Source organism: Rhodococcus sp. NFXS4 (genome assembly GCF_058139645.1).
Map to the genome: position 1 here is coordinate 2,454,625 of NZ_CP192221.1, position 16,615 is coordinate 2,471,239.

A 16,615-nucleotide genomic window follows, 5' to 3' on the forward strand; every position below is an offset into this window, starting at 1 on the left:
CCACGGTTACCCCTGTCGTCGGGTCACACTAACCTTCCGACCCGTGAGCAGGACCGATCAGCCCTCGACGGTGCCGACGCGGGTGGCCGGATCGTCGTCCGAGGCCCGTGCGAGCACCGGGACGAGCGCGTCCACCGCGTACGGAAGGCTGAGGGGGCTGGCGAAACCGAGAGCGGCCGGCACGGTGGTCCCGAATTCGCCGACGTAGACGGTGCGATCCTCCTTCACCACGTTCAGGCTCTGCAGCAGCGGATCACCGGCGACGTCCTCGGGAGTGACGCCCAGCAGCACGAGAGTCTGCTGATCGAGCAGGTCGTAGCGCTCCGGGCTCACCGTTCCGGTGGTCTCGGGCGTCGCGAAGCCGAGGTCGGTGAAGAACCTGTTCCGCGGGTCACCGCTGTCGAGGATGTAGAAGGTGCCGTCGAGATAGAGCGCGACCGCAGCGGTGCGGCCGGCGAAGGACGGGTTCTGGGTCGTGGCGTCTACGAACGTCGCGTCGACCTCGTCACGCACGGTCTCTGCCTCGGCCGTCTTGCCCAGGGCGGTTCCGTACGCGGCCAACTGGTCTCGCCACGACGGGGTCTCCGACCCGTCCGAGCCGGGGATGTCGCCGACCGTCGTGGCGATCTGTCCGAGCTGCTGGTACTCGGGCTCCTCCAGATAGGCGTACGTCGCCATGATGAGGTCGGGCTCCGCGGCCGCGACACCTTCGAGATCGAGTGTGTCGCTTCCCACCTCGGGAATCGTGGCACCGTTCAGCTGCTGCTGGGCCCACGGTCGGGTGGTGTAGTCGTACCCCGTGAATCCGCGGGTGGCCACGGGTGTGACACCGAGAGCGAGCGCGAAGTCCTGGTCGTTGTACCCGGCGGTCACCAGACGCTCCGGCGCACCCTCGACCGTCACGGTCCCGAACTTGTCGGTGACCTCGGCCGGGAAGGCTCCCGACGCGTCCGCGGCCGGCGCCGAGTCCGTGTCCGACGAGCTGCACGCCGCCGTTCCGAGCAGAAGAACGGTGGCCGCGACGGACACACCGACGGAGACGCGCATGAAGAACCTTTCGGGGACGACTGGTGGAGCAGGCTTGCGGTAAGGCTACCCTCAGCTCAACGGGAGAGCTCGAGGGCCTCACCCAGTCGACGCCAGTCGTCCACCGGCGGAACGTTCATCGCGGATCCGAGGACCTGGACGAGGACGCTGGTGGCTCCCGCCTCGATGTGCTCGCGCACTCGGGCCACAGTCGCGTCGAGTCCGCGCGTCACCATCGCCTCGGCGAGCTTCTCGCTGCCGCCGCGGACGAAGTCGTCCTGCCCGAAACCCAGACGCTCCCAGTTGTTCCGGTAGTTGGGCAGCCCGGTGTAGATGTTCAGATGCGCGTGCGCGCGTTCGGCCCACACCTCCGCATCGGTGTCGGCGACCGGGTCCACCACCGCCGCCTGCTCGACGACCAGTTCCGGGCGCTTCTCGCCGTCTCCGGCATCGAGGATCTCGCGGGCCGTCGCCGTGTGCTCCGGTGTGACGAGGTAAGGATGCGCCCCCGCGGTGCGATCGCGGGACAGCTCGAGCATCTTCGGACCCAGCGCCGCCAGCAGTCGTGGTGGGTTCTGCTCTTCCCCCGCCACTGCCGCGGGTGCGTTGTCGAGTGCGTCGAGATACTCCCGCATCGCCGCGACGGGCTTGCCGTAGTTGTGACCGCGCATGCGCTCGACCAGCGGAGCGTGCGACACGCCGAGTCCCAGGACGAACCGACCACCCGAGACGGCGTGCAGGGTACGTGCCGCCGATGCGGTCGCCACGGCGTCGCGGGCGTAGATGCTCGCGATGCCGGTACCGACGATCAGCGACGACGAGGCGCCGAGGTACATCTGCGCGGCGGTGAGCGCCTCGCGGCCGTAGGCCTCGCCGAACCAGAGCGAGTGCCAGCCCTGCGACTCCACCTCCCCCACCACGTCGGGAACCGCGGAGGCGGAGACCCCGTCGAGCGTTCCGGTCCAGATGCCGATCGTCGCGTGTGCCGTCATGGCGTCCAGTGTGCCCGCACTCGCACCCTACGAATCCAAGGGACCGTCGACGGTCTGCCGGAGCCGTTCGAGGGTGGCCGCGATGTGGTCGCCGTTGACCGTGGCGCGGTCGCGGACACCCGTCGCCAGTCCTCCGACGCCGACGAACCATCGCGGCCGCCGGTCCCACATCCGCTCGGTCACCGTGGTCTCGCCGCCGTCGCCACCGCCGTCGATGTCGTAGCGCCAGTGCGCGATCGGCAGCGAGAACGGGCCGTAGTGCACGTCGAAGGCAAAGGTTGCTCCGGGGTCGGCGGCGGTCACGGTGCATGTGGTCGACCATCGATGCAGACCGTTGCGGTTCCGACCGACGAAGGACGCACCCGGACGGGCGCCGGAGCTCCCCACCCACCGCATCGAGTGCGTCTCGTCCGCCAGATCGGCGAGCCGGTCGAGATCGGTCAGGAGGGCGTACACGTCCTCGGCATCGGCGCGGACCGTCACGGATCCGGACGCGAGCGGAGCGGTCGAGTCAGGCGTCACCGGTGCACCGTAGCGACCCGACGGCCTCGATGCGGGCGATCGACGACGGTGTCGCCTGAAGTCAAGAACGACGGCCCGCCGTCCGCGATGATCGAGACGTTGGTACCGCCGAGCTCAGGAGTTGTCATGTCGTCTTTGCCCCCCTTCCGCTTTCCCGGCGCCACCGCGCTCGTCACCGGCGCCGCCAGTGGCATGGGTGAGCAGATGGCCCACGAGCTCGCGCGACGGGGCACCGATCTGATCCTGCTCGACCGGGACGCCGATCGGCTCGCCGACGTCGCACACGCCATCGAGTCCGCCTCACCGGCACGCAGCGTCGACGTCGTCGTCGCGGACCTCTCCGACCTCGACGCGCTCGGCGTGGTCATCGACGGTGTGATCGAGCGGCACGAGCGCATCGACCTGCTGATCAACAACGCCGGTATCGCGTTCGGCGGCTCGTTCGAGCAACTCACCGCCAAGGACTTCGACTCGGTGATGACCATCAACTTCCATGCGCCGGTGGACATCACCCGACGTCTGCTGCCGACGATGCGCCGATCCACGGGCGCGCACATCGTCAACGTGTCGAGCTTGTTCGGCATCGTGGCGCCTCCGGGGCAGTCGGCCTACTCGTCGTCGAAGTTCGCCATCCGCGGGTTCACCGAGTGCCTGCGCCACGAACTGGCGCCGACGATCGGCGTGACGTCGGTGCACCCCGGCGGCATCAAGACCCGCATCGCCGAGACGGCCGGTTCGGCCGCCGGAGCGACGGACAAGGAGATCGCGGACGGCAAGGCCACCTTCGCCAAACTGCTCACCTATCCCGCGGACAAGGCTGCACTCCGCATCCTCGACGGGGTCGAGAAGCGCAAGGGACGGGTCCTCATCGCCGCGAGTGCCCACACCGTCGACATCCTCGCCCGCGTGTTCCCGTCCGCCTACTACGCCGTGATGCGCCGCGGCATGTGACGGACGCGCTGCCGCTCTCAGGACAGATCGAGAGCGGCAGCGAGGTCGGTCTCCACCTGGTCCCTCGTCACGCCGAGACCACTGAGCAGCCCCGAGGCGCAGCGCCTCGCGGAACGTCAGTTCCAGAATCTCGGCCGTCGCAGCATCGAACGGAACGCGTGCCGGCGGCTGTACTTCACGCGCTCGGTGAAACGAGCGAAAACCTGGCTGGCGTTCAACGCCTCGTCGGCGTGCGGTCTGGCCACGAACTTCTTCTGCACGGCCTGTTTGCTCACTCCCGTACTGCGGCCGATGTCGGTCCAGGACGCCCCGGACCGACGTGCCTGGTCGACCACCCACCGTCACCCCTGAGTTGACGATGGGTGGTCCTGTGCATGGCGGGTCAGGCGACTCCGGCGGCGCGTCGCACCGACCGACGCGGCGTCCCCGAGAGGGTCTTGCCGAGGTCGCCCCGCAGCGTGGTGACGGAGTCGAGGATGTAGTTCTGACGCACCAGCCACGGGCCGTGATCGCCCTGCCGGGGAAAGGCGTCGATCGAGCGCTGGACGTAGCCGGACTGCAGGTCCAGCAGCGGACGCTCCTCGAGCGGTCCGTCGGGCTGCGGGACGATGGACGCGAAGTCCTTGTCGTCCATGTACCCGAGCACGCGGCACACGAGACGCGACGTCAGATCGGCGCGCAGAGTCCACGACGCGTTGGTGTAGCCGATGCAGATGGCGAAGTTGGGGACACCAGTCATCATGGCGCCCTGCCACACGAACTGCTTCGACAGATCGACGGTCACGCCGTCCACCTTGGGCTCGATACCGCCGAAGGCGAGCAGTTGCAGTCCCGTCGCGGTGACGATGACGTCGGCGGGCAACGAGGCGCCCGACTGCAGGTCGATGCCGTCGGGGCGCACGGAGGCGATGCGGTCGGTGACCACCGACGCCTTCCCCTTCTTCATCGCCTTGAACAGATCGGCATCGGGGACGGCGCACAGTCGCTGATCCCAGGGGTTGTACTCGGGCGTGAAGTGCTCGGCCACCAGCTTCTCGTCGCCCAGGATCTTGGTCGAGAGATTGGTGAGGAGCCGCCGTGCCGCCTGCGGACGACGCCGGCAGAACTGATAGAAGCCGGTGCTGAACAGAATGTTCTTGACCCGGATCACGCTGTGCGCCAAACCTGCCGGGAGAAGATCACGAATCTTGTCCGCCTGCTTGTCACGTCCGGGGACCGCGCTGATCCAGGTGGGTGAACGCTGCAGCATCGTGACGTGACCGGCGTCGCGCGCCATCGACGGCACGAGGGTCACTGCGGTGGCGCCACTGCCGATCACGACGACGTTCTTGCCGGCGTAGTCCAGATCGTCGGGCCAGAACTGGGGATGCACCACGGTGCCCTCGAACGTGTCGAGTCCCGGGATGTCGGGGTTGTAGCCCTTGGCGTAGTCGTAGTAGCCCGAGCAGCAGTACAGGAAGCCGCACGTCATCTGCTGCTGCGAGGTTCCCGACTCGTCGGTCACGTCGAGAGTCAGGGTCCAGCGAGCCTCCGCGGTGGAGAAATCCGCGCCGACGACGCGGGTCCCGTACCGGATGTGCTCGTCGATCCCGAACTCCGCAGCGGTCTCCTCGATGTACTTCAGAATCGAGTGCCCGTCGGCGATGGACTTTGCTTCGCGCCACGGCTTGAACTGGTAGCCGAGCGTGTACATGTCGGAGTCCGAGCGCACACCGGGGTAGCGGAACAGATCCCAGGTGCCGCCCATCGAGGACCGCGCCTCGAGGATGGCCCACGACTTGCCGGGATGCTCCGTCGAAAGGCGGTAGCCCGCACCGACGCCGGAGAGCCCGGCGCCGACGACGATCACGTCGAGATGCTCGAGGGTGGTGTCGGTCGGGGACGAGTCGAGTCGATCGGTGGTGGACGTCATGACTCCAGTGTCCTCGTGCCACCACCCGATGGCTTGACACCTCACGACAACTAGTTGACTTCAGACGACAGCTACCCCAAGGTGAGCGCTGTGCCCGCCATCCGCTCCGCCGGTCTCCGCGGCTTCCGCGCGACCGTGGCCGAACTGGGCGGGGACGCCGAGGCGTACGCGGTCGCGGCGGGGCTGCCCGTGGACGCGCTCGACGCCGACGACCTCCTCGTCGAGGACGTCGCCATGGCCGCGGTTCTCGAGATCGCCGCGGCGGAGCTGGCGTGCCCCGATCTGGGGTTGCGGATCGCACGGCGCCAGGATCTCGGCATGCTCGGTCCGCTCGCACTCGCGATCCAGAACTCCTCGACCGTGGGGGAGGCACTCGAGTGCACCGAGCACTACCTGTTCATCCATGCCCAGTCGCTCAGCCTGCGTGCCGAACCCGACCCGTACGGGACGCCGGGGATCGTCGCGCTGCGGTACGGAACGAAGCCCGGGGTCGTCGCGCCCGTCCAGGGCACCGACATGGGGCTGGGGTTCCTCCACCGCGCCACCATCGCACTGGTCGGCGGGTCGTACGGACTCCGCTCGGTCGAGCTCCCCTACGTGCCGGCGGCTCCGGTGTCGGTCTACGAGAACTTCTTCGGCGTCGCGGTCAGCGTCGGCCGTCCCGCCGCCGTCCTCCGGGTCCCGGCCACACTCCAGAACCGACCGCTCCACGGCGGAGACTCGAACCTCAAACGGCTGGCCCTGGCCTTCCTCGCTCGGCAGGGCGCCGGACCCACCACCGAGGTGGCACCGCGGGTGCGCACCATCCTGCAGCAGTCCCTCGGCACCACCCCACCGCACATCGACGGTGCCGCACATCTGCTGAACCTGCACCCGCGGACGTTGCAACGCCGATTGGCCGGGGAGGGAACGTCGTTCGCGGCGATCGTCGACGAGGTGCGCCGCACGGAGGCCCATCGGTACCTCACGACGACGTCGCTGCCGATGAGTCAGATCGCGGCCGCTGTGGGACTGTCCGAGCAGTCCGCCTTCACTCGTGCGTGCCGACGGTGGTGGAACGCGACGCCCACCACCGTCCGCCGCGGCGCTCTCTGACCCGACTCAACTGAAGTCGGTCGACGCCAGATCCTTCTCGTCGTCCACGATGGCCTTGACGATCCGGTCGGCGACAGCGTCCGGATCGAGACCGTCCGGCATGGTGGGCGCCGTGCCCGCGATCGCGCGCCCGGCCAGACCGGTCTCGGTGTGCGGCGGACGTACGTCCACGACCCGCAGCTTGCGCCGACGCGCTTCCGGTCGAGCCGCCTCGACGAACGCGCTGATCCCGGCCTTCGCCGCGCAGTACGCAGCCATCCCGCCGACGGGCGTCTCCGCGATCACCCCACTGATGCTGACGACGACGCCCCCGGACTCCACCTCGGTGAGTGCCGATCGCACCAGCCGCAGTGGCGCCAGCAGATCCACCAGCAGGAGATCGTCGACGGTGTCGTCGTCCACCTCGGCCGCGGGTCCGAACGCCACCACGCCCGAGGCGATCACGACGCCGTCGAGCGTTCCGGTGTGGCTCTTGGCCGCCGCGATCAGGTCGGCCGGGGCCGCGGGGTGGGTCAGGTCCGACGCCACGAGGTGCGCGCTGCCCAGGTCGACACCGGCCAGCGTCTGCTCCGAGCGGCCGGACGCGGTGACGGTGGCGCCGGCGTCGAGCAGGCGGCGAGTGATGCGCGATCCGAGAGCGCCGGAAGCGCCGGTCACCAGGAAGTGCTTGCCCGGGAGGTCCATGTCAGTTCTCCAATCCGGCGAGTGTGTCGACCACGGCTGCGGTGGCGGACCGGGTCCAGGTCACCGGGTCCTGTCCCTGCGGGCTCACGCACACGGTGTCGACTCCGAGCGCGGCGAACCCTTCCATCTCCCGGAGGAAGCCGGCCTCGTCGGCCACCGGGTCGAGCGAGGTGATGATGGTCTTCTCGATCTCCGCGTAGTCGCGGTTCTCGCGCTCGCAGTGACCGCGCAGCACGTCGAGCTTGTGTGCCACGGTCTCCTGGTCGGGGGCGAAGAGGTTGCACAGCGAGGCGTACCGCGCGACGAACGCGAGTGTCTTCTTCTCCCCCGACCCGCCGACCATGATGGGCGGACCCGGACTCTGCAGCGGCCTCGGCTCGCAGAGCGTCTCGGCCAGCGAGTAGTGCGTGCCCTCGAAGGGTCCGTCGTCGTCGCTCCACATCTGTCTGCAGATGCGCAACGTCTCCTCGAGACGCTCGAACCGCTCGGCCGTCGACGGGAACGGCACACCGAGGCCGCGGTGCTCGCGCTCGTACCAGGCCGCACCGATGCCGAGCATCGCTCGACCGCCGGAGAGCACGTCCAGGGTCGTGACCGTCTTCGCCAGGAGCCCCGGATGCCGATAGGTCACGCCCGTGACGAGCAGGCCCAGGCGGATGCTCTCGGTCCGGCCCGCGAGGAAGCCCAGCGAGGTGTAGCCCTCGAGCATGGGGTCCTGCGCGGTCGCCAGATTCTCCATCTGGAACCAGTGGTCCATGAGCGTGAACAGCGTGCACCCGCCGTCCTCCGCAGCGCGCGCGGAGTCGGAGAGCAGTCCCGCCGTGGCCGCGGAGCCACCCGGAAGGGTGAAGTAGGGATAGTGGACTGCCAACTGCACGATGGTTCTCCTCGATGGTCGGATCAGCACTCCGCCGACGCGGTGCACTCCCGGGGAACATTCGGAGCACCGGGCACCGTTGGTCCTCGTATGACTGGTTCGAGAACGACACGCACCGTGGTCGCCACGGCCTTCGGTGGACCCGACGTCCTGGCGATCCGCGACGAGGTGGTCGACGAACCGGGTCCCGGACAGGTCGTCGTGGACATTCGCGCCGCCGGCGTCAATCCGTTCGATCACAAGCTCTACAGCGGCGCATTCGGGACGGACGAGAGCACACTCCCGCTGCACCTCGGTAGCGAGGCGTCGGGCGTGGTGTCCGCGGTGGGGCGCGACGCCGTCGGACCGGCGGGTCCCGTCCGTGTCGGCGACGAGGTCATCGTTCTGGCAGACGGTGCCTACGCCGATCGCCTTCTCGTCGATGCCGACGCGGTGCTGCCGAAACCGCAGGCGCTCGGCTGGGAGGAAGCGGCCGGGTACTCCCTCACTGCGGCCACCGCCTACGACATGGCGGAGCTCGCGAGCGTAGAGGAGGGCGACTGCGTCCTGATCCACGGAGCATCCGGCGCCGTCGGCTCGCAGGCGGTCCAGCTCGCCCTGCACCGCGGAGCACAGGTGATCGGCACCGCGAATCCCCGCAACCTCGACGCGGTGCGCGCCCTCGGCGCTGTCGCAGTCGCGTACGGCGACGGTCTGCTCGACCGGGTACGCACCGCGGCGCCCGACGGCGTGGATGCCGCGCTGGACACGGCCGGCACCGACGAGGCGATCGACGTGTCCCTGGTGGTGGTGCAGGACCGGACGCGCATCGTGACCATCACTGCCTTCGGTCGGGCAGCCGACGAGGGTTTCCGGTCCGCGGGCGGCGGGAACAACGAGAGCGCCGCACGGCGCAAGGAGGCGCGTCTACCTCTGCTCGAGTTGGCCGGATCGGTGATCACCGTGACGGTGGCCGGGACGTTTCCCCTCGCGGAGGCGGCCACCGCCCACCGCGAACTGCAGACGCACCACCCGCGCGGCAAGTACGTCCTCGTCCCCTGACGACGGCCTCGCGGAGACGCGCGGGGGTGGGGAGACTACCGTTGAGCTCAGAACGCATAGACATCTAGGAGCGGATACATGAGCGTCGAGACGAACGAGAAGAAGCGCCACCGCGTCGTCGTCATCGGTTCCGGCTTTGGTGGCCTCTTCGGCACACAGGCCCTCAAGCGAGCCGATGTGGACGTCACGCTCATCGCGCGGACCACCCACCACCTGTTCCAGCCACTGCTCTACCAGGTGGCCACGGGCATCCTCTCGGTCGGCGAGATCGCCCCCGCGACCCGCGTCATCCTGCGGAAGCAGAAGAACGCCGAGGTTCTGATGGGTGACGTCGAGACCATCGACCTGACGAACAAGACCGTCACCTCGCGGCTGCTCGAGCGCGAGACCGTGACGCCGTTCGACAGCCTCATCGTGGCTGCGGGCGCCCAGCAGTCCTACTTCGGCAACGACCACTTCGCCGAGTTCGCACCCGGCATGAAGACGATCGACGACGCCCTGGAACTGCGCGGACGCATCCTCGGCGCGTTCGAGCAGGCCGAGTTGTCCACCGATCCGGCCGAGCGCGAGCGCCTGATGACGTTCGTCGTGGTCGGCGCAGGCCCCACCGGCGTCGAGCTCGCGGGCCAGATCTCCGAGCTCGCGACGCGCACGCTCGACGGAGCCTTCCGCAACATCGACGCCAAGGACGCGAAGGTGGTGCTGCTCGACGCGGCGCCCGCCGTGCTTCCCCCGATGGGAAAGAAGCTGGGCGAGAAGGCCGCGAAGCGCCTCACCAAGCTCGGTGTCGACATCCAGCTCAACGCGATGGTCACCGGCGTCGACAACGACGGTCTCACCGTCAAGGACAAGGACGGCACCGAACGCCGCATCGAGGCGCAGTGCAAGGTCTGGTCCGCCGGCGTGCAGGCCAGCCCGCTGGGCAAGCAGCTCGCCGACCAGTCCGACGGCACCGAGGTCGACCGCGCGGGCCGTGTCGTGGTGGAGCCGGATCTGACCGTCAAGGGACACCCCAACGTGTTCGTGGTCGGCGACATGATGTCGGTCAAGGACGTCCCGGGTATGGCGCAGGGCGCGATCCAGGGCGCGAAGTACGCGGTGAAGCAGATCAAGGCCTCACTCGACGGACAGAACCCGTCCGAGCGCAAGCCATTCTCGTACTTCGACAAGGGGTCGATGGCCACGGTGTCGCGATTCAGCGCCGTGTGCAAGGTCGGCAAGCTGGAGTTCGGCGGATTCATCGCCTGGGTCGCATGGCTCGGACTCCACCTCTTCTACCAGGTGGGATACCGGAACCGTCTGACGACGGTGATCTCCTGGTTCGTCACCTTCCTGGGCAAGGGTCGGGCGCAGATGGCGTCCACCGAACAGCAGGTGTTCGCGCGCCTCGCAATCGAGCAACTCCACACGCTCGAGCAGGAGAACCGCGTCGACGGCGTGGCGATCCCCACCCGCACGGTCGAGGCGACCTCGAAGGCGGCGGACCGCGAGTCCGGTGCCACGGCCGATGCGGCGGAACAGAGCAGGCAGCTCGACAGCACGGAGAAGCGGGCCGCCTCCGGCGCCTCACCCACACCGGCGGAGCGTCAGGGCGAGGAGCCCTCCGCGAACGACGGAGCGGCGGAGACCGCGGAAGCCAAGCGCGCAGGCTGATCTCCCCGCGCCGAGAGCGCAGCGACCGACCGGGTCACCGGGAGCCGATGGCCGAGCCAGGTGGACAGTGTCCCGCCTCCGGCCATCGGCATCGTCGTCTCCAGACCGGCCACGGTGTCTCCGGAGGGACTGTCCGCCAGACACTCCGGCCAGGTCAACGTACTGATCGACGCGGTCGGCGCGAAGAGCGCGTCGTGCCCTGCGGCGCCCCTACCCAGGTCGAGTCGGTGGCGGAGCACCGGACCGGCCACGCCGTCGACTCGAAAGAGACCCGACCACCGGCCGTCCACTTCCCCGGTGCGGCCGATCTGGATTCGTTCGCGCACGGCGGCGCGTACCCGGTCGCCGAGATGCAGCGACACCGACGATCGGTGGTCCGCCGATCCGGCGACGATGGTGGGTTCCGGGTCCACGATCACCTCGGCGCCGTCCTCGACGTCCACGGTCCACGACGCGTGCGACACGTCGGTCGAGCGCCCGGGCAACGCCACCGAGGCGGCGACACTGCACACGTGCAGCCGCGCCCCCGCCTCGACCACGATCCGGACGTCGATGGTGTCCCCACCCAGCGGGGTCGCGGCCGAGCCGACGAGGTGGACACGGTCGACTCCGGTCCGGCGTACGGCGAGCCCGCCCACCGCCTCGATGCGCGGTGACCTGCTCCGCGACGCGACGACGAGCACCGTCGAGCGCAGCGCGCCGTGCGTCGTCACGTCAGGCAGCGACGGCAGCGAGCTGCTCGCGCACCCAGGTGAGCACCACCGTCGCGGCAGGATCCTCCGTGAGCGAGATCAGAGCGGTGGGACGACCCTCACGCACCCGCACCGCGTCGTTCTCCATGACCGTGAGGTCGGCACCCACCATGGGGGCGAGATCGGTCTTGTTGATCACGAGCAGATCCGAGAACGTCACGCCGGGACCGCCCTTGCGCGGCACCTTGTCACCGCCGGCGACGTCCACGACGAAGATCTGCACGTCGATCAGCCCGGACGAGAAGGTCGCGGTGAGGTTGTCGCCGCCCGACTCGACGAGGATCAGATCGAGTGGCGGATTGGCGTCGACCAGGTCGTCGATGGCGTCCAGGTTCGCCGTGATGTCGTCGCGGATCGCCGTGTGCGGGCAGCCGCCGGTCTGCACGGCCGTGATGCGCTCGTCCGGCAGAACTGCGTGACGGCGCAGGAAGTCGGCATCCTCCGTCGTGTAGATGTCGTTGGTCAGCACGGCCAGCGACAGTTCTTCGCGCAGCTGGCGGCACAGCGCCGCCACCAGTGCGGTCTTGCCGGATCCGACGGGACCGCCGATACCCACGCGCAGCGCTTCTCCGGGTGTGCGGACGCGCTTGGGCCGGTCCAGGGCGTGGGAGTGGGGCTCGCCGTCGATGAGATGCGGAGGCATGGGTGTTCTCTCTTTCTGTGGGGTGATCAGGAGACGAAGAGGGGACGTTCGCGCCGGACGTGACGTTCGCCGAGGTGGTCCAGCAGCGGATCCGATTCGTCGGACAGAGCCGGGAGCGCGCGTGCGACCGAGGCCGCGATCCGGTCGCACTCGGCCGCGAGCGCCACGGTGCACCCCGCCACGGCGCCCGGGTCCAACGCGAGAAGTCGCTGGGCGGCGATGGCGGCGCCCGTCATGGCCGTGTAGATCTGCACGGACGCCGTCTCGTACGGTCCCGCGCCGGTGACGGCACCGACGACTCCCGCCACGACGGGCAGGTGCGGGCGCCGTCCGACCGCCGTCCAGTCGTGGTCCGGCCACACCGTCTCGGCGAGGCGACGCAATCCCCTCCCCTGGGCGCGGGACGCGGCGCGAGCCGCAGGAGACGGCGTGCGGGCGTCGGTCTCGCGATCGGCGGCGTCCGCGGGCAGGACACCGGCGGCCACAGCGGCAGCGATCGACGCCGCCACGGCGCCGCTGATGCGCATACGCCGCAGCAGATACGCCTCGAGCGTCGGCAGGTCCCGGACGAGTCCCTCGGCGATCGCCTCCTCGACTCCCCCCGAGTGCACGTGCCCACCGATCGGGAGCCGTGAGTCGGCGAGGGTGAGCAACGTGGCGAGGCCGACACCGGAATGCGGATTCGTCATCAGAACAGGAAGTACCGCTGCGCCATCGGCAGCTCCGTCGCCGGCTGCTCGGTCCAGACGTCGCCGTCGATGCGGACGGTGAAGGTGTCCGGATCGACCTCGATACGGGGAACCGCGTCGTTGTTCACCATCTGTGCCTTCCCGATGCCGCGGACGTTCCCGACCGGAACGAGTCGACGCGCGACGTCGAGGCGATCGGCCAGCCCGTCGTCGAGCGCCTGGGGCGCGACGAAGTGCACGGACGTGGCGGCCGCCGCCTTGGGTGCCGCTCCGAACATCGGTCGCGGCAGTTCCGGCTGCGGTGTCGGAATCGAGGCGTTGGCGTCGCCCATGGTGGCCCACGCGATCATGCCGCCCTTGATCACCAGATGCGGCCGGACACCGAAGAACGCCGGCTCCCACAGCACGAGGTCGGCCAACTTGCCGGGCTCGACGGATCCGACCTCGCCGTCGAGTCCGTGCGCCACGGCCGGGCAGATCGTGTACTTCGCGACGTACCGCATCGCGCGGTTGTTGTCCGCACGGTAGTCACCGGCGAGGAAGCCACGACGCTTCTTCATCACGTGTGCGGTCTGCCACGTCCGCATGACCACCTCACCGATGCGTCCCATTGCCTGCGAGTCGCTGCCGATCATCGAGATGGCACCCATGTCGTGCAACAGATCCTCGGCCGCGATGGTCGAGGGGCGGATGCGGCTCTCGGCGAAGGCGAGGTCCTCGGGAATGGACGGGCTGAGGTGGTGACAGACCATCAGCATGTCGAGATGCTCGTCGAGAGTGTTGACCGTGTGCGGCCGAGTCGGGTTGGTCGAACTCGGGAGCACGTGTGGCTGCGAGGCGACGGTGATGATGTCCGGCGCGTGCCCGCCGCCCGCACCCTCCGTGTGGTACGAGTGGATGCCGCGACCGGCGATCGCGCCGAGGGTGTCCTCGACGAAGCCCGCCTCGTTCAGAGTGTCCGAGTGGAGCGCCGCCTGCACACCGGCCTCGTCGCAGACCCGCAGGCACGCGTCGATGGCGGCCGGGGTCGAGCCCCAGTCCTCGTGCAGCTTGAATCCCGATGCGCCGGAACGTAACTGCTCCCACATCGCGTCGGGTGAGACGGTGTTGCCCTTGCCCAGCAGCGCCACGTTCAGCGGCCACCCGTCCATGGCCTCGAGCATCCGCGCCAGATGCCAGGCACCCGGGGTCACGGTGGTCGCCTTCGTGCCCTCGGCGGGGCCGGTGCCGCCGGCGATGATGGTGGTGATGCCACCGCCGAGCGCCTCCTCCATGAGCTGGGGGGCGATGAGGTGCACGTGGCAGTCGATGGCGCCGGCGGTCAGGATCTTGCCGTTGCCGGCGATGATCTCGGTGGACGGCCCGATGACGAGACCGGGATGCACTCCCGGCATGGTGTCCGGGTTCCCGGCCTTGCCCAGCGCCACGATCCGTCCGTCACGCAGTCCGACGTCGGCCTTGATCACACCCCAGTGGTCGAGCACCACGACACCGGTGATGACGGTGTCGGGCGCACCGTCGGCCCGCGTGGCCCGCGACTGTCCCATCGACTCGCGGATCACCTTGCCGCCGCCGAACACGGCCTCGTCGCCGGCGAGACCCGGCCCACCGCTGCGGTCCTCGGTGATCTCGATCAGCAGGTCGGTGTCTGCCAGGCGGATCCGGTCACCCGTGGTGGGTCCGTACAGCTCCGCGTAGCGCGAACGATCGAGGTACGCCATCAGTGACCGTCCCGGGGTGTCGTGTCGTCCAGTGCGCCGGGCGGGGTGAGCGAGATGCCGTGAACCTCGCGGAGACCGCCGATGTCGACGAGCACGACCTCCTGAGCGATACCCGGTTCGAACCGCACCGCGGTGCCCGCCGGGATGTCGAGGCGCTTCCCGTGCGCGGCGACGCGATCGAACGTCAGCGCGGCGTTGGCCTGCGGGAGATGGACGTGACTTCCCACCTGCACCGGCCGATCGCCGTCGTTCACGACGTCGAGAGTGAGCGACGCACGACCGGCGTTGAGCTCGATCGACCCGTCCTCGGTGATGATCTCTCCGGGAATCACGCGCACTCCTTCACGAGATCGGGTCATGAACGGTGATGAGCTTGGTGCCGTCCGGGAACGTGGCCTCCACCTGCACCTCGTGCAGCATCTCCGGGATGCCGTCCATCACGTCGGCGCGGGTCAGCACCTCACGGCCCGACGACATCAGTTCCGCCACGGACCGCCCGTCGCGTGCGCCCTCGAGCAGGTGGTCGGTGATCAGCGCGATCGCCTCCGGATGGTTCAACCGGAGTCCGCGCTGCTGCCGGCGACGCGCCAGTTCCGCGGCGTAGCTGAGCAGCAACCTCTCCTGCTCGTGCGGAGACAATCTCATGGGGGACACTTCCCTTCGCGGCGAACGACGGCGACAGGCAATGCTGGCACGACCCTGGCCGTCGCGCTCGCCGGACGCGCGTCAGGACGCGCCGATCCGCCCCGTGTCCTCGATGTTCTGCAGTCGGACCTGGCCGCGGGCGATGAGACGGTCCGCGGCATCGGTGATGGTGACGGTCCAGATCTGCTGGGTCCGCCCGCGGTGCACGGGCAGTGCCTCGGCGGTGAGCACGCCCTCGCGGGCGGCGCGGATGAAATCGGTGGTGTTGTTGACTCCGACGACGTGGCCGCGATCCCCCAACCACAGGGCGCCCGCCGTGCTCGCCAGCGACTCGACGACGGCGCAGTGCACGCCGCCGTGCACGATCCCGAACGGCTGCAGGAGTTCCGGGCGCACGGTCCACTCCGCGGTGGCCCGATCGGGTCCCAGTTCGCGGAACTGCAGACCCAGCACCTTCCCGAAACCGCTGTCCAACTGCTCTCGAAGTTCGTCCGACACCGACGGTGACACATCGTTCATGGCGTTCAGTGAATCACGTGGACGGACACGAAGCGGCGGGCCTCGCAGTGTGTCGCGAGGCCCGCCGGGGCACGGACGCCGACGTCGCTGCAGCCCTCAGGACGTCGGCACGATCCGAAGTTCGTGTGGCTCGGACTATACAGGATAGCCTTGCCTAAGTCACGCAGGTCGCCGTAACCGGACGCGCCACCCCGCGTCGACGAACGCATCGAGGAGCATCTGCCCCCTGCGCCAGCCGCCGTCACGAGACACGCCACCCAGCAACGGAACTCGTGCCGAGGCGCCGAGGACCGACTCGCCCACGATGCGGCTCATCTGCGTGGCGTCCAGAGGACCGAGCGCGGACAACCCTGCCGCGGCGACCTCGAGCGAGCGAGCAGCGCGATGCGCGGTCCAGGCCGCGAGCGCCTCGTCGCACGGCATGACCACCGTTCCCGCGGTCGCGCCCGAGCCGGACACCGAGCGCAGCGCCGTGTCCCGCACGCCCGCCCAGTCGATGCCCACGTCGCTGTCGAGATGGATCCAGAGATTCTCGGGGCCGGGGTCCCACACCCGTCCACATCCGACGAACGCCGCGGCCGACCGTCCCACGACCGCGTGCACGAGTGCGGCCGCCACCTGGTCCACCGCACGACGCGGGTCCGGATGGTCGAGCGACGACCGGCGCAGCAGGGCGTCGAAGCGGCCCGACTCGAGCCCGGTGGCGAACGACCACCAGCGACGCTTGCTCTGCTCGGCCATGTCCGCGACGGCGTACACGCGGGGGGCCTCCGGATCGAGGTGTCGCAGAGCGGTCATGGTGTGCCGGAAGGCGGTGGACACCGCGGCTCGACGATCGTGCGGTGAGACGACGGTGTCGATCGTGACTGTCATCGGATGGAACTCCTCGTCTG

General features: G+C 69.2%; 17 protein-coding genes and 2 pseudogenes. 4 read left to right on the top strand and 15 right to left on the bottom strand.

Going from position 1 to position 16,615, the window contains the following annotated elements; translation table 11 throughout:
- Positions 1–57: 57 nt before the first annotated feature.
- From J4E04_RS11470 to J4E04_RS11480, 3 genes are read right to left on the bottom strand one after another with little or no spacing between them, the layout of a single operon-like run.
- The gene (locus J4E04_RS11470) at positions 58–1,047 is read right to left on the bottom strand and encodes an ABC transporter substrate-binding protein (protein ID WP_490148645.1); all 990 of its coding nucleotides are present in this window, start codon (positions 1,045–1,047) and stop codon (positions 58–60) included.
- A gap of 56 nt (positions 1,048–1,103) precedes the next feature.
- Positions 1,104–2,018 (bottom strand): TIGR03620 family F420-dependent LLM class oxidoreductase, encoded by a 915-nt coding sequence (locus tag J4E04_RS11475; RefSeq protein WP_037185417.1) that lies wholly within the window; start codon positions 2,016–2,018, stop codon positions 1,104–1,106.
- Positions 2,019–2,045: 27 nt separating this feature from the next.
- Positions 2,046–2,540 (bottom strand): SRPBCC family protein, encoded by a 495-nt coding sequence (locus J4E04_RS11480; RefSeq protein WP_222631239.1) that lies wholly within the window; start codon positions 2,538–2,540, stop codon positions 2,046–2,048.
- A gap of 126 nt (positions 2,541–2,666) precedes the next feature.
- Here J4E04_RS11480 and J4E04_RS11485 point away from each other — a divergent pair, with 126 nt between their 5' ends.
- A complete protein-coding gene (locus J4E04_RS11485; protein ID WP_490148646.1) occupies positions 2,667–3,491 on the top strand; it encodes an SDR family NAD(P)-dependent oxidoreductase in 825 nt (274 codons plus the stop codon).
- Positions 3,492–3,664: 173 nt separating this feature from the next.
- On the opposite strand, the pseudogene J4E04_RS11490 reads toward J4E04_RS11485, so the two are convergent.
- A pseudogene (locus tag J4E04_RS11490) lies at positions 3,665–3,823 on the bottom strand (Clp protease N-terminal domain-containing protein); the annotation flags it as partial.
- 50 nt (positions 3,824–3,873) lie between these two features.
- The gene (locus J4E04_RS11495; RefSeq protein ID WP_490148647.1) at positions 3,874–5,403 is read right to left on the bottom strand and encodes a flavin-containing monooxygenase; all 1,530 of its coding nucleotides are present in this window, start codon (positions 5,401–5,403) and stop codon (positions 3,874–3,876) included.
- A gap of 54 nt (positions 5,404–5,457) precedes the next feature.
- Between J4E04_RS11495 and J4E04_RS11500 the strand changes: the two genes are divergently transcribed.
- The gene (locus tag J4E04_RS11500) at positions 5,458–6,498 is read left to right on the top strand and encodes an AraC family transcriptional regulator (protein WP_261769395.1); all 1,041 of its coding nucleotides are present in this window, start codon (positions 5,458–5,460) and stop codon (positions 6,496–6,498) included.
- Positions 6,499–6,504: 6 nt separating this feature from the next.
- Here J4E04_RS11500 and J4E04_RS11505 read toward each other — a convergent pair whose 3' ends face one another.
- Positions 6,505–7,182: an SDR family NAD(P)-dependent oxidoreductase gene (locus J4E04_RS11505; RefSeq protein WP_490148648.1), complete on the bottom strand. Its 678-nt coding sequence runs from the start codon at positions 7,180–7,182 to the stop codon at positions 6,505–6,507.
- Position 7,183: 1 nt separating this feature from the next.
- Positions 7,184–8,059 carry an LLM class F420-dependent oxidoreductase gene (locus tag J4E04_RS11510; protein ID WP_056445133.1) on the bottom strand — a complete coding sequence of 292 codons (876 nt, stop codon included), beginning with the start codon at positions 8,057–8,059 and terminating at the stop codon, positions 7,184–7,186.
- Positions 8,060–8,149: 90 nt separating this feature from the next.
- Between J4E04_RS11510 and J4E04_RS11515 the strand changes: the two genes are divergently transcribed.
- Together J4E04_RS11515 and J4E04_RS11520 are read left to right on the top strand one after the other, a co-directional pair.
- A complete protein-coding gene (locus J4E04_RS11515; RefSeq protein WP_490148649.1) occupies positions 8,150–9,100 on the top strand; it encodes an NADP-dependent oxidoreductase in 951 nt (316 codons plus the stop codon).
- 78 nt (positions 9,101–9,178) lie between these two features.
- A pseudogene (locus tag J4E04_RS11520) lies at positions 9,179–10,517 on the top strand (NAD(P)/FAD-dependent oxidoreductase); the annotation flags it as partial.
- Between the two features lie 169 nt (positions 10,518–10,686).
- Here the strand turns inward: J4E04_RS11520 and J4E04_RS11525 are convergent.
- The 8 genes from J4E04_RS11525 to J4E04_RS11560 form a co-directional block, all read right to left on the bottom strand.
- Positions 10,687–11,466, bottom strand: coding sequence for an urease accessory protein UreD (locus J4E04_RS11525; RefSeq protein WP_490148650.1), 780 nt, complete (start codon positions 11,464–11,466; stop codon positions 10,687–10,689).
- A gap of 1 nt (position 11,467) precedes the next feature.
- A complete protein-coding gene (gene ureG / locus J4E04_RS11530; RefSeq protein WP_027505415.1) occupies positions 11,468–12,148 on the bottom strand; it encodes an urease accessory protein UreG in 681 nt (226 codons plus the stop codon).
- 26 nt (positions 12,149–12,174) lie between these two features.
- Positions 12,175–12,837: an urease accessory protein UreF gene (locus tag J4E04_RS11535; protein ID WP_222645180.1), complete on the bottom strand. Its 663-nt coding sequence runs from the start codon at positions 12,835–12,837 to the stop codon at positions 12,175–12,177.
- On the bottom strand, positions 12,837–14,558 hold the full coding sequence (locus tag J4E04_RS11540; RefSeq protein WP_027505417.1) for an urease subunit alpha: 1,722 nt from the start codon (positions 14,556–14,558) through the stop codon (positions 12,837–12,839). The genes J4E04_RS11535 and J4E04_RS11540 overlap by 1 nt, the downstream gene beginning before the upstream one ends.
- On the bottom strand, positions 14,558–14,890 hold the full coding sequence (locus J4E04_RS11545; protein ID WP_027505418.1) for an urease subunit beta: 333 nt from the start codon (positions 14,888–14,890) through the stop codon (positions 14,558–14,560). The genes J4E04_RS11540 and J4E04_RS11545 overlap by 1 nt, the downstream gene beginning before the upstream one ends.
- A 10-nt stretch (positions 14,891–14,900) precedes the next feature.
- Entirely contained in the window at positions 14,901–15,203 is a 303-nt protein-coding gene (locus tag J4E04_RS11550; RefSeq protein ID WP_027505419.1) for an urease subunit gamma, read from the bottom strand.
- 81 nt (positions 15,204–15,284) lie between these two features.
- Positions 15,285–15,722 (bottom strand): PaaI family thioesterase, encoded by a 438-nt coding sequence (locus tag J4E04_RS11555; protein WP_490148651.1) that lies wholly within the window; start codon positions 15,720–15,722, stop codon positions 15,285–15,287.
- A gap of 159 nt (positions 15,723–15,881) precedes the next feature.
- Positions 15,882–16,595, bottom strand: a complete 714-nt coding sequence (locus J4E04_RS11560; RefSeq protein WP_490148652.1) for a hypothetical protein — start codon at positions 16,593–16,595, stop codon at positions 15,882–15,884.
- Between the last annotated feature and the right edge of the window lie 20 nt (positions 16,596–16,615).